This window comes from Kribbella sp. NPDC059898 (genome assembly GCF_042730855.1).
GTDB lineage: Bacteria > Actinomycetota > Actinomycetes > Propionibacteriales > Kribbellaceae > Kribbella.
The window spans coordinates 212606-223593 of record NZ_JBHWKR010000001.1 but is presented as its reverse complement, the minus strand read 5'-3'; the positions used below and the strand labels follow the sequence as shown (position 1 = coordinate 223593).

Annotated in this window: 14 protein-coding genes; 5 read left to right on the top strand and 9 right to left on the bottom strand. The window is 68.9% G+C overall.

Annotation, left to right across the window (positions count from 1 at the left end):
- On the top strand, positions 1-333 hold the full coding sequence (locus ACFV9C_RS01130; protein ID WP_380189722.1) for a YrdB family protein: 333 nt from the start codon (positions 1-3) through the stop codon (positions 331-333).
- Here the strand turns inward: ACFV9C_RS01130 and ACFV9C_RS01125 are convergent.
- Positions 330-1109: a hypothetical protein gene (locus ACFV9C_RS01125; protein WP_380189721.1), complete on the bottom strand. Its 780-nt coding sequence runs from the start codon at positions 1107-1109 to the stop codon at positions 330-332. The two genes, ACFV9C_RS01130 and ACFV9C_RS01125, sit on opposite strands and share 4 nt — an antisense overlap.
- 41 nt (positions 1110-1150) lie before the next feature.
- The gene (locus ACFV9C_RS01120) at positions 1151-2470 is read right to left on the bottom strand and encodes an MATE family efflux transporter (protein ID WP_380189719.1); all 1320 of its coding nucleotides are present in this window, start codon (positions 2468-2470) and stop codon (positions 1151-1153) included.
- Between the two features lie 432 nt (positions 2471-2902).
- Here ACFV9C_RS01120 and ACFV9C_RS01115 point away from each other — a divergent pair, with 432 nt between their 5' ends.
- Positions 2903-5974, top strand: coding sequence for a replicative DNA helicase (locus ACFV9C_RS01115; RefSeq protein WP_380190870.1), 3072 nt, complete (start codon positions 2903-2905; stop codon positions 5972-5974).
- Here ACFV9C_RS01115 and ACFV9C_RS01110 read toward each other — a convergent pair.
- From ACFV9C_RS01110 to ACFV9C_RS01090, 5 genes are read right to left on the bottom strand one after another with little or no spacing between them, the layout of a single operon-like run.
- Positions 5971-6348, bottom strand: coding sequence for a VOC family protein (locus ACFV9C_RS01110; protein WP_380189717.1), 378 nt, complete (start codon positions 6346-6348; stop codon positions 5971-5973). The genes ACFV9C_RS01115 and ACFV9C_RS01110 overlap by 4 nt on opposite strands.
- On the bottom strand, positions 6348-6872 hold the full coding sequence (locus ACFV9C_RS01105; RefSeq protein WP_380189716.1) for an SRPBCC family protein: 525 nt from the start codon (positions 6870-6872) through the stop codon (positions 6348-6350). Before ACFV9C_RS01105 ends, ACFV9C_RS01110 begins: the two co-directional genes overlap by 1 nt.
- The gene (locus ACFV9C_RS01100) at positions 6869-7186 is read right to left on the bottom strand and encodes an ArsR/SmtB family transcription factor (RefSeq protein ID WP_380189714.1); all 318 of its coding nucleotides are present in this window, start codon (positions 7184-7186) and stop codon (positions 6869-6871) included. Before ACFV9C_RS01100 ends, ACFV9C_RS01105 begins: the two co-directional genes overlap by 4 nt.
- 47 nt (positions 7187-7233) lie before the next feature.
- Positions 7234-7596 carry a DoxX family protein gene (locus ACFV9C_RS01095; protein ID WP_380189712.1) on the bottom strand — a complete coding sequence of 121 codons (363 nt, stop codon included), beginning with the start codon at positions 7594-7596 and terminating at the stop codon, positions 7234-7236.
- Entirely contained in the window at positions 7593-8174 is a 582-nt protein-coding gene (locus ACFV9C_RS01090; RefSeq protein ID WP_380189710.1) for an NADPH-dependent FMN reductase, read from the bottom strand. Before ACFV9C_RS01090 ends, ACFV9C_RS01095 begins: the two co-directional genes overlap by 4 nt.
- A 110-nt stretch (positions 8175-8284) precedes the next feature.
- Between ACFV9C_RS01090 and ACFV9C_RS01085 the strand changes: the two genes are divergently transcribed.
- On the top strand, positions 8285-8749 hold the full coding sequence (locus ACFV9C_RS01085) for a MarR family winged helix-turn-helix transcriptional regulator (RefSeq protein ID WP_380189708.1): 465 nt from the start codon (positions 8285-8287) through the stop codon (positions 8747-8749).
- Here ACFV9C_RS01085 and ACFV9C_RS01080 read toward each other — a convergent pair.
- Complete coding sequence (locus ACFV9C_RS01080) at positions 8746-9288, bottom strand: hypothetical protein (protein WP_380189706.1); 543 nt, start codon at positions 9286-9288, stop codon at positions 8746-8748. The genes ACFV9C_RS01085 and ACFV9C_RS01080 overlap by 4 nt on opposite strands.
- Between ACFV9C_RS01080 and ACFV9C_RS01075 the strand changes: the two genes are divergently transcribed.
- On the top strand, positions 9269-9601 hold the full coding sequence (locus tag ACFV9C_RS01075) for a hypothetical protein (RefSeq protein ID WP_380189704.1): 333 nt from the start codon (positions 9269-9271) through the stop codon (positions 9599-9601). The two genes, ACFV9C_RS01080 and ACFV9C_RS01075, sit on opposite strands and share 20 nt — an antisense overlap.
- Positions 9598-9999, top strand: coding sequence for a hypothetical protein (locus tag ACFV9C_RS01070; protein WP_380189702.1), 402 nt, complete (start codon positions 9598-9600; stop codon positions 9997-9999). The genes ACFV9C_RS01075 and ACFV9C_RS01070 overlap by 4 nt, the downstream gene beginning before the upstream one ends.
- Here ACFV9C_RS01070 and ACFV9C_RS01065 read toward each other — a convergent pair.
- On the bottom strand, positions 9949-10956 hold the full coding sequence (locus ACFV9C_RS01065; protein ID WP_380189699.1) for a helix-turn-helix transcriptional regulator: 1008 nt from the start codon (positions 10954-10956) through the stop codon (positions 9949-9951). The two genes, ACFV9C_RS01070 and ACFV9C_RS01065, sit on opposite strands and share 51 nt — an antisense overlap.
- Positions 10957-10988: the final 32 nt, after the last annotated feature.

Genomic DNA, 10988 nt, shown 5'->3' with positions numbered 1-10988 from the left:
ATGTGGAAGGCAGCGAACCTGCTGCTCGCCTTCCTCGTCGAGATCCTGGCCCTGGGCGTCTTCGCGCGCTGGGGCTGGGACATCGGCGGTACGACGGCGACCCGCATCCTGCTCGCCGTCGGGCTGCCGGCCGTGGCCGCGGTCCTCTGGGGACTGTTCGCGGCGCCTACGGCGAAGCGCGGGCAGGTCCCGCGCTGGATCGTGAAGGTCCTCGTCTTCGGACTCGCGGGTGCCGCCCTGTGGAGCCTGGGGCACCCGGTGCTCGGCCTCGTCTTCGTGGTGGTCGTCGCCGCGAACCTCGCGATCATCCACACCCAAAAACTGCAGCCCTAGCGTTCCCGGCGGCGGTCGATGTTCAGGTCGGGGGTGCCGGCGCGGCTCGGGTTCGGCTTGAGGGCCTTGCCCTGCTTGTCCCGGACCTGGCCGTGGCCACGGACGTGCAGGCGGTCCTGGGGGAGCTGCGCCTCCGGGGCTTCCTCGGGCGGATTGCGGACCGCGCCGGACGCGTGCGGCTGCGCCTCGCGGGCCTCGGTGCGATGCTCCTGTGCGGAGGCGTCGTAGTTGTCGGCGATCTGGTCCTCGGCGGCGGACCGGCGCTCCTCGATGGTGGCCAGGTTCTGGAACCGCCGGCCTTCCGCGGCGAGCCCCGGCGATCCGAGGTCGTCGGGCCGGGCAGCCGCCTCGTCGAGTTCGTGCCGTCCGTGGGCGCGATCGCCGATCCCGCGCTGCTTGTCGTTGGCGGCGTACTGCCGGTGCACGTCGCGGGCCTGCTCGTCGGCGTACGCGAGCTGCATCGCCCGGGTGGTTTCCGCGGTGGCGTCGAGGACCTCGTCGCGGAGGCGGTGCTCCTCGAGCGCCTGCTCGTCCTTGGCGGCGAGCTCGATCTCCTCGCTGCGGGCGGTCGCGTCCTCCGCGTCCAGGCGGGCCTGCTCGTCCTCTTCGTCGAGGTGCTTGCGGGCCTCGTCGTCGAGGTCGTGCGTCGGGAACTTGTCGGCCTGGGCCCGCGCTTTGGCGGCACGCCGTTCGCGGGCGGCCTCGGTGTCGTCGTCGCCCTGCTCCCGCTGAACGGGGTCGAGCTCGACGGACAGGTCGTCATCGGTGTCGGGCATGCCGCTCCTTTCCTTCTGCTCAACGATGCCGTACCGCAGGGTCAGCGGACAGCTCCCGTGACCAGCCAGCTCTCCCGGCGCTCCCGCGTCGTCAGAGTGAGGAATCGGAGCAACATGTACCCGCCGAATGCCCACCAGAGCGCGACGATCCCGCCGCCCGCCCAGAGCACCGCCAGCGCCAGCGGCACGTACAGCACGAGCGCGACCGCGCCTGCCATCGCCAGGTAGCGCCCGTCGCCGGCACCGATGAGTACGCCGTCCAGCACGAACACGACCCCGTTCACCGGCTGCCACAACGCCGCCACGATCAGGACGGCCGCCAGGGTCCGCCGTACGTCGGGATCCGACGTGAACCACGGGACGTAGACGGCCCGCAGACCCCAGAGCGCGAGGCCGCCGATCACCCCGGAGAACAGGCCCCACCACATCATCCGGCGGGTGATCTGCCGCGTACCGGCGACGTCCCCCGCACCGAGCGCGCGGCCGGTGAGCGCCTGCGCGGCGATCGCGATCGCGTCCAGCGCGAGCGCGAGGAACGACCACAGCGTGAACGCCACCTGATGCGCCGCGACGGACGTCGTACCGAGCGCGGTCGCGACGAACGTGAGCAGGATGATCGCCGCCCGGAGCGTGAGCGTCCGGACGATCAGCGGCACGCCCATCTGCGCCGACGCGAGGATGCCGGGGCGGTCCGGGCGGAGCTTGGCGCCGTCCCGCCGGGCGCCGCGGACCACGACGACCGCGAGCGCGACCCCGGCCCCGGTCTGCGCGAGCGCCGTACCGAGGGCGGAGCCGGCGATGTTCAGGTGTACGCCGTACACGAGGAGGACGTTCAGCCCGATGTTCGCGAGGTTGGCCGTGATCGCGACGACCATCGGGGTCTTCGTGTCCTGGAGGCCCCGCAGTACGCCGGTGGCCGCGAGCAGGAGCAGCATCGACGGGATCCCGAAGCAGCTGATCCGCAGGTACGTCACGGCGTACCCGGCGACCTCGGGCGTCGGGTGGAACGCGCCGATGGCCTGCGGCGCGAGCACCAGCCCGAGCAGCGCCAGTACGACGCCGAGCAGCAGCGCCAGCCACAACCCGTCGATGCCCTGCGCGAGCGCGCCCTTGTGGTCGCCGGCGCCGATCCGCCGGGCGACCGCGGACGTGGTGCCGTACGCCAGGAAGACGCAGATCCCGACCAGGGTCTGCAGGATCGTCCCGGCGACGCCGAGCGCGGCCAGTTGCGGCGTACCGAGGTGGCCGACGATCGCCGAGTCGGCGAGCAGCATCAGCGGCTCAGACACCAGCGCGAAGAACGCCGGGACCGCGAGCCGGAGGATCTCGCGGTCCTGAGTCCGTGTCAGCGCCAGGGGCATAACCGGTATTGTGCCTTACTCGGCCTGTGGAAAACCTGCTCCGTCCCGGACTCCGGAAGAAGCATCGAAAGTTTTTCTCCTCCACAGCTGTGTACCGGAGAAATCCCAGGTCAGAGTGCCCGTGTGGAGATCTTGCCCACAGATATCCACAGGCTTGTGCGCAGCCTGTGCACACGAGTTCGGCAAGTTACCCACAGCTCTTCCCCACCCCCTGTGGACGGCCAGGTGGCTTTGGGCGACGGGACCGGCGTACGGTCGCGAGGCCGATGCCGTCCGGCGATCAGAAAACTGTCCGTGGGACTGGCTATGGTTCGATCAGGTGTTCGAATCCGGCACCGATGATCGGCAGGGTCGGCGAGGAGGTCGGGCGAAGTGAGCGTGGCGGAGTTCCGCGGGGGCCAGGACGACGGCCACGAAGAGCGCAGTCCGGCGATGGGCTTCGATCGCACGCCGCCACAGGATCTCGCGGCCGAGCAGTGCGTGCTCGGCGCGATGATGCTGAGCAAGGACGCGATCGCGGACGTGATCGAGAACCTGCGCAGCACCGACTTCTACCGGCCGGCGCACGAGGTGGTCTTCGACGCGATCACCGACCTGTATGCGCGGGGCGAGCCGGCCGACGCGATCACCGTCGCCGCCGAGCTCAACAAGCGCGGCGAGATGACCCGGATCGGCGGCGCGCCGTACGTGCACACGCTGGTCGCGTCCGTCCCGCTCGCGGCGAACGCGTCGTACTACGCACACATCGTCCGGGAGAAGGCGATCCTCCGCCGCCTGGTCGAGGCCGGTACGAAGATCGTCCAGCTCGGGTATGCCGGTGAGGGCGAGGTCGACGACGTCGTCGACGAGGCGCAGGCGGAGATCTACTCGGTCACCGAGAAGCGCACCGCCGAGGACTACGCGCCGTTGAAGGACATCATGGAGGGCACCCTCGACGAGATCGAGGCGATCGACTCCCGTGGTGACGCGATGGTCGGCGTGCCGACCGGGTTCACCGACCTGGACGAGCTGACCAACGGGCTGCACCCCGGCCAGATGATCATCGTCGCCGCTCGGCCCGCGATGGGTAAGGCGCTCGCGCTCGACACCCCGCTGCCGACGCCGGCCGGCTGGACCACGATGGCCGAGGTCGCGGTCGGCGACCAGCTGCTGGACGCCGACGGGTTGCCGACCACAGTGGTCGCGGCGACCGAGGTGATGGTGGACCGGCCGTGCTTCCGGCTGTCGTTCTCGGACGGCAGCATGATCGTCGCCGACGCCGAGCACCAGTGGCTGGTCGAGGACGGCGGCCGCCCGGTGATCTGTACGACCGAAGACCTCTACACGGCGATGTCGGCGAGTCCCGGACTGACACCGTCGATCCCGGGGTCGGCGCCGCGACAGATCACCGGGCACGGCTACCCGGCCGCGCTGACCGGCGAGGGGGAGCGGCGGCTCGAGTGGGTCGACCCGGTGGCCAGCGTCCCGGTGCGCTGCGTCGAGGTCGACAACGCCGACCACCTGTACCTGGCCGGCAAGACGATGATCCCGACCCACAACTCCACGCTGGGCCTGGACTTCGCCCGCTCCTGCTCGATCAAGCACGGCCTGACCTCGTGCATCTTCTCGCTGGAGATGAGCCGTAACGAGATCACCATGCGACTGCTCTCCGCCGAGGCGAAGGTGCCGCTGCACCACATGCGCAACGGCAAGATGACCGACGAGGACTGGGCCCGCCTGGCCCGCAAGATGGGCGAGGTCTCCGAGGCGCCGCTGTTCATCGACGACTCGCCGAACCTCACCATGATGGAGATCCGCGCCAAGGCCCGCCGGCTGAAACAGCGCCACGACCTGAAGCTGATCATCATCGACTACCTGCAGCTGATGACGTCCGGCAAGAAGGTCGAGTCCCGCCAGCTCGAAGTCTCCGAGTTCTCCCGCTCCATCAAGCTCCTCGCCAAAGAACTCGAGCTCCCCGTCGTCGCCATCTGCCAGCTGAACCGAGGCTCCGAACAACGCTCCGACAAACGCCCCATGGCCTCCGACCTCCGTGAATCGGGCTGCCTGACCGCGGACACCCGGTTACTGCGGGCGGACACCGGCGCGGAGATCACCCTCGGCGAGTTGCTCGCCGACGATGTTCGGGACATCCCGGTCTGGTCGCTGGACGATCGGCTGAAGCTGGTGCCGCGCACTCTCACCCACGCCTTCCCCAGCGGCGTGAAGGAAGTCTTCCGGGTCAAGCTCGCCTCCGGCCGAGAGGTCAAGGCCACCGCGAACCACCCGTTCTTGACCTACAACGGGTGGAAGCCGCTGGGCGAGCTGTCACCCGGCGCCCGGTTGGGGTCGCTCCGCCACGTGCCACCGCCGCTCGACATCAAGCCGTGGGACGCAGACGAGCTCACCCTGCTCGCTCACCTGCTCGGCGACGGCTCGTTCGTGAAGCGCCAGCCGATCCGTTACGCGAGCATCGACGAGGCCAACCTGACCGCGGTGTCCGAGGCGGCCCAGCGGCGCTTCGGCATCACCGCGGTTCGCGACGAGTACGCCGCCGCGCGCGTCACCACCTTGCGCCTGCCCGCGCCGTACCGGCTGGCGCGTGGCAAGCGCAACCCGATCGCCGCCTGGCTGGACGACCTCGGACTGTTCGGTCTGCGCAGCCACGAGAAGTTTCTCCCGGACGGCGTGTTCGGCCTTCCGAAGGATCAGGTGGCGCACTTCATCCGCCACCTCTGGGCGACCGACGGCTCGGTCCGCTGGGACGACAAGGTGGGCCAGGCACGCATCTACTACGCGAGCACCAGCCGCCGACTCGTCGACGACCTGGCCCGCCTCCTCCTCCGCCACAACATCTTCAGCCGTATTTACGTCGCCAAGAAGGCGGGTTACCGGGACTCATATCATCTGAAAATCGACGGTGTGGAGAATCAGCGGCGGTTCTGTGACGAGATTGGTGTTCATGGCATGCGGGCCGCCAAGGTGACGGAGGTGAGCGGTCATCTGCTGAGCATCAAGGCTGCGCCGAAGCTGGACACGGTCCCGATTGAGGTCTGGGATCGGGTCAAGGTGGCAATGCGCGATCGTGGAGTGACGACTGTCGCGCTCGGCGCTGCACTTGGGCGACGTAACGTGAGCCGCCTGTTCGCTGGAGCGCCCACTCGTCAACGGCTCGCCGATGTTGCGACAATTCTGGACGTCGCTGACCTCGAGTTACTCGCAACGAACGACATCTTCTGGGACACAATTACGTCGATTGAATCGCTGGGTGAGCGGGAAGTTTTCGACGCCACAGTTCTCGGAACCCACAATTTCGTAGCTAATGGAATTTCTCTTCATAATTCCTTGGAACAGGATGCTGACGTCGTTCTTCTGTTGCATCGGGAGGATGCGTACGAGCGGGAGTCGACCCGGCCCGGTGAGGCGGACTTTATTGTGGCCAAGCACCGGAACGGGCCGACTGCGGATGTGGTTGTGGCGTTTCAGGGGCATTACTCACGGTTCGTGGACATGGCCCACGACGGTTAGCCGAGTTCGGGTTCGGCCCAGGTGGAGAGGCAGAAGGGGTGGCCGGCTGGGTCGGCGTACACGAAGCAGTGGTCTGCGTTTGGTTGGTAGGTGAAGCGGGTGGCGCCGGCCGCCAGGGCGCGGCGTTCGGTGGCTTCGAGGTCGTCTACGTAGAACTCGAGGTGCATCTGCATCGGGATGTCGCCGTCCGGCCAGTCGGGTGGGCGGAAGTCGGTGACCTGCTGGAAGCCGATGCTGCCGCCGTCGCCGGTGGCCATCGCCCAGTGTTCGTCGCCCTTCGCGACGCCGCGGGTGAGCTCGGCGTAGAAGGTCGCGAGGGCCATGGCGTCGGGGGCGTTCACGGTGACGCCGTTGAACTGGATCCGGTCCGACATCAGTCGACCTTCGTGTCTTCGTACGCCGCGGTCAGCTCGGTCCAGCGTTCGTGCCAAGCCGGGGCGGGCCGCTCGCCCGACCAGCCATCTTCGTGTGCCGCGCCACCCAGGGCAAGGGACCGCCCGAGGTCCTCGAGGTGGGCCTGCCAGCCCGCTCCGTAGTAGTGGAGTTTGTCGACCGGCAGCCCGCGCTCCTCGACGACCAGTCTGGTCCGCGACCCCTCCGCGGTCAGCCACGCCTCGAGCTGTCCCTCGTCGTCGGCGCCCGGCTCCGACGTGATCAGCAGGTGGCGTGGCGGCTCGCAGACCTCGATCCGTGCCGCACCGTTCCAGCTGCTGGTGAAGACGAGCTGGACCGTGCCGCCCACCCGGAGTTCACCCGACACCTGGGCGATCCAGCGCGCGAGCCGGTCCGGCGTCGTACACGACGCCCAGAGGTCGTCGATGTCTGTGTCGTACACGTCCTCGACGCGCACCGCTCCACGGGTCTCGTCGAGTGCCCGCATGGTCCCGATCAGGTTCACTTCCGCTCCTTCTTTCCCCGGGCGATCTCGGTGTGCAGCGCGTCCAGCCGGTTCCGCCAGAGCGCGCGATAGCCGTCCAGCCATTCGTCCACCTCGACGAGCGCCTCGGGGCGCAGGCGGTAGATCCGCCGCTGCGCCTCCTGCCGTACGTCGACCAGCCCGGCCTCTCGCAGCACCCGCAGGTGCCGGGAGACGCCGGGCCGGGCGATCGGCAGCGCGTCGGCCAGTTCCCCGGCCGTCGCCTGGTGGTCCCGAAGGATCTCGAGCATCGTGCGCCGGCTCTCGTCGGCCAGCGCGTGCAGCACCGCATCCATGCGGTGCAGCGTACCCAATCGGTTACGTACCCACAAGGGTACAGATGTCAGAAGCGGGCCACCGCGACGAAGACCGACAGGGCGAGCAGTACGACGTTCATCGCGACGCTCGAGTACTCCGAGCGGCGCGCGTGGGTGATGATCGCGCCGAGCATCGTGACGGCCAGGCCGACCGCTGCGACCGGGGTGAGCCAGGGCGCGATGTCGAAGGCGCGGGGGAGGATCAGGCCGACGGCGCCCGCGATCTCGGCGACGCCGATGAACTTGATCAGCTCGATCGGGAACGGCGCCGCCCAGCCCATCCGCGGGTTCGCGGCCAGGGCCGCCTTGGTGGCGGGGACCTTCATCACGCCGGACATGAGGAACAGTGCGGCGAGTACGCCGGCGACGATCCAGGCGGCGATGTTCACGCTGCCACCGGCTCACCGACGCGGACCTGCTGCAGCGCACCGGCCCACGACTCGAGCTGGTCGAACAGCACTGCGGCCTGGTCGGCGTACTGCGGTCCAGGCGTGAAGGTGCTGAAGTTCTCGAAGTCGGTGAACAGCGAGAACGACAGCTGCTGGCGTACGTCGGCGATCTGCAGCTCGGCGCTGATCGCGCGCAGGTGCTCGATCGCCCGCGCCCCGCCGAGCGAGCCGTACGACACGAAGCCGGCGGCCTTGTTGTTCCACTCGCCGTACAGGTAGTCGATCGCGTTCTTGAGTACGCCGGACGTCGAGTGGTTGTACTCCGGCGTGACGAAGACGAACCCGTCGTACGCCGCGATCGTCGCGGCCCAGGCCTTCGTGTGTTCCCCGGCGTACTGCCCGGTCGACGGCGGGATCGCCTCGTCCAGGTGCGGCAGCGGGTGGTCGAGCAGGTCGACCAGTTCATAGGTCGCGCCGCTCCGCTGCTGCGCCTGGGTGAGGACCCAGTCGGCGACCGCCTTGCCGTTGCGGCCGGGGCGGGTGCTGCCGAGGATGACCGCGATCTTCAGGTCGCTCATCGCGACGACTCCTTCGAGTTCGAGGAAGGGATGACTTGAAACTTCAAGTAAGACCATAGATCGATTGACGTGAACATTCAAGTCACTGCGGAGCTGGCTATGCTGCAGGGATGGGGAGTGGGACGCGCTGGCTTCAGGACGACGAACTCGAGACCTGGAAGACCCTGCAGCTCACGATGGCGCTGCTCACCAGCGCTCTCGGCGAGCAACTCCAGCGCGATTCCAACCTGAGCTTCCTGGAGTACTACGTCCTCGCCGGCCTCTCGGACCAGCCCGAGCACACGATGCGGCTGAGCAACCTCGCCGTACTGGCGAACTCCGAGCTCTCCCGGCTGTCACACCTGATCCGCCGGCTGGAGAACCGCGGCCTGGTACGCCGCGAACCCGACCCGAACGACGGCCGCTTCACGAACGCGATCCTCACGCCCGACGGCTACGCGGAGCTGGTGAAGGCCGCGCCCGGCCACGTCGAACTGGTCCGCAAACTGGTCTTCGACCCGCTGACCGACGACGAAGGGCGCGCCCTGCAGAACGCCATGGCCAAGCTGCTCCCCGGCCTCCTTGGCGACTGTTAGCGGTCCCTCCAGCGCTCGGCCGAGATCGATTCCTGGGCGAGCAGCCGGAGTGACGCGATCAGCGTCTCGCCGAGGATCGTGCCGATCACGACCGACTCGGCCAACTGGTCGCGCGTGGGGTTGCTGGTGACGGCGTCGATCTCGAAGCGGGTGAAGCGCTCGACGGAGTCCGCGTAGGTGTCGAGGTGCGCGATCAGGTTGTCCTGCCCGAGGCTGCGGAAGGCTGCGATGGTGTCGATCAAAGTCGCCAGAGCGGGCGCTTCGGGATCGACCGTCCAGCCGCGGTCGTGGATCAGCTTGGTGACCTGAGCGGTCGCGGCGTCGCGGGCCTCGTCGGTCGCGGACAACCGGCGGGTCGGGGTGAGTGCGCGGTGGGCGCGACCGATCTGTTCGTGTAGTGGCTCAGTGTCCGCGTCGAGTGATTCGAGGATCTCTTTCACGGTGGCCGCCGCGCACGCGATGGCCGTGATGCTCGTGCTGACCGCGAGCGCGCACTTCGTCCCGGCGAGCGTGACGGTGATGCCGAACCACGCCGACATGGTGCGGATGGTCCCGCCGTTCCTGCCGTACGCCGACGCGCTCGTCTACCTGACCGGCGTACTCGAACTGCTCGGCGCCGCAGGCCTGGTGATCACCGCGACCCGCAAACCGGGCGGCTACGCGCTGGCAGCGCTGTTCGTCGGGCTGTTGCCGGCCAACATCTACGCCGCGATCGACCACGTGCCCTTCGCCGGAGCGCCCGCGGAGCCGCTGTGGCAGCGCATTCCCGAACAGATCCTCTACCTCGCCGTCGCGCTCTGGGTCGCGCGGTCGGCCACCACCACACCAGTCAAGGAGCGCGTGTTCGCATGACCGATCCGTCCCGCACCATCGCCGGCGTCATCCTGCTCACGATCGTGACAATCCAGTTCGGCGGCTACTTCATGACCCGGATCGTCCGCGGTCAGGTGCCGATGACCGACTTCCAGAAGTCCTTCGCCCGCGCGGGTCACGCGCACGCCGGCGTCCTCGTGATCCTCAGCCTGGTCGGCCTGCTGTACGTCGACCAGACCGGGCTGAGCGGGTTCTGGCTGTGGGTCGCGCGGCTGGCGATCCCGGTCGCGGCGATCCTGATGTCCGGCGGCTTCTTCGCCTCGTCGGCCGGCAAGGACCGGACCACGCCGAACCAGTTCCTCTGGATCCTCTGGCTCGGAGCGGCGTCACTCGCCGTCGGCGTCCTGACCCTCGGAGTCGGTCTGATCGTTGCCTAGCGCAAACGCCCGGGCGAGCCGTTTGCCGACTTCGCTGATCAGTGCGGCCGTCTCCGGGGTCGCCTGGTCGACGGTGAGCGGGCCGAGCGCGGCCAGGGCGGCCACCTGGGTGAGGAGCATGCCCGGGGTGTCGGCGCTGAAGCGGACCGTGCAGGACGACTCGTCGACCGGTGTCACGATCCCGCGAACCACCCCTTCGAACGTCGAGGTGACCTCGGCGGCCGGCGCCTCGACGGTCACCTCGACGCTGTGCTGGTACTGCGCCGACACGAACGACTCGACCAGGTACGTCGGCCCGTCCACCACCCGCGGCGTGAACCGGTGCAGGACCGAAGCCGCCGAGGAGATCCGGTCGACGCGGAACGTCCGCCAGTCGTCCCGGTCCGGGTCGAACGCGAGCAGGTACCACCGCCAGGCCAGCGTCAGCAGCTGGTGCGGCTCGACCCGACGCCGCGTCGGCTCCCGGCTGCGCCCGGCGTAGTCGAACGCGACGATCTCGTGGTTCCGGCAGCAACGGGCGAGTATGGCGAGCACGCCCGGATCGACCAGCGGGAGACCGGGTCGCGGGATCGCCTCCGCGGCCGATCCGACCGCCGCGAGCTGTGGCCGGAGCCGCGCGGGCAGGACCTGCTCCAGCTTGGCCAGCGCGCTCATCGAACTGTCCGCCATCCCGCTCACCCCGCCGCCGGCGGCGCCGACCAGGCTCACCGCGACGGCGATCGCCTCGTCGTCGTCCAGCTGCAGCGGCGGCAGGTGCGTACCCGAGCCGAGGCGGTATCCGCCCGCGGTCCCGGTCGTGCCGGTCACCGGGTAGTCGAGCGCCCGCAGCCGCTCGACGTCCCGCCGTACCGTGCGCTCGGTGACGCCGAGGCGGTCTGCCAGCTCGTGGCCGGACCACTCGCGGCGGCTCTGCAGCAGCGACAACAGCCGCAGCAGACGGCCGGGCATGTCTCTCATGCGCCCATGATCCCTTGCGGACAAGATGTGTC

What these genes read in the sequence shown, in the direction of transcription:
- ACFV9C_RS01130 (WP_380189722.1), top strand. Translation starts at nt 1, where the DNA reads ATGTGGAAGGCAGCGAACCTGCTGCTCGCCTTCCTCGTCGAGATCCTG.
- ACFV9C_RS01125 (WP_380189721.1), bottom strand. Translation starts at nt 1,109, where the DNA reads ATGCCCGACACCGATGACGACCTGTCCGTCGAGCTCGACCCCGTTCAG.
- ACFV9C_RS01120 (WP_380189719.1), bottom strand. Translation starts at nt 2,470, where the DNA reads ATGCCCCTGGCGCTGACACGGACTCAGGACCGCGAGATCCTCCGGCTC.
- ACFV9C_RS01115 (WP_380190870.1), top strand. Translation starts at nt 2,903, where the DNA reads ATGGGCTTCGATCGCACGCCGCCACAGGATCTCGCGGCCGAGCAGTGC.
- ACFV9C_RS01110 (WP_380189717.1), bottom strand. Translation starts at nt 6,348, where the DNA reads ATGTCGGACCGGATCCAGTTCAACGGCGTCACCGTGAACGCCCCCGAC.
- ACFV9C_RS01100 (WP_380189714.1), bottom strand. Translation starts at nt 7,186, where the DNA reads ATGGATGCGGTGCTGCACGCGCTGGCCGACGAGAGCCGGCGCACGATG.
- ACFV9C_RS01090 (WP_380189710.1), bottom strand. Translation starts at nt 8,174, where the DNA reads ATGAGCGACCTGAAGATCGCGGTCATCCTCGGCAGCACCCGCCCCGGC.
- ACFV9C_RS01085 (WP_380189708.1), top strand. Translation starts at nt 8,285, where the DNA reads ATGGGGAGTGGGACGCGCTGGCTTCAGGACGACGAACTCGAGACCTGG.
- ACFV9C_RS01075 (WP_380189704.1), top strand. Translation starts at nt 9,269, where the DNA reads ATGCCGAACCACGCCGACATGGTGCGGATGGTCCCGCCGTTCCTGCCG.
- ACFV9C_RS01080 (WP_380189706.1), bottom strand. Translation starts at nt 9,288, where the DNA reads ATGTCGGCGTGGTTCGGCATCACCGTCACGCTCGCCGGGACGAAGTGC.
- ACFV9C_RS01070 (WP_380189702.1), top strand. Translation starts at nt 9,598, where the DNA reads ATGACCGATCCGTCCCGCACCATCGCCGGCGTCATCCTGCTCACGATC.
- ACFV9C_RS01065 (WP_380189699.1), bottom strand. Translation starts at nt 10,956, where the DNA reads ATGAGAGACATGCCCGGCCGTCTGCTGCGGCTGTTGTCGCTGCTGCAG.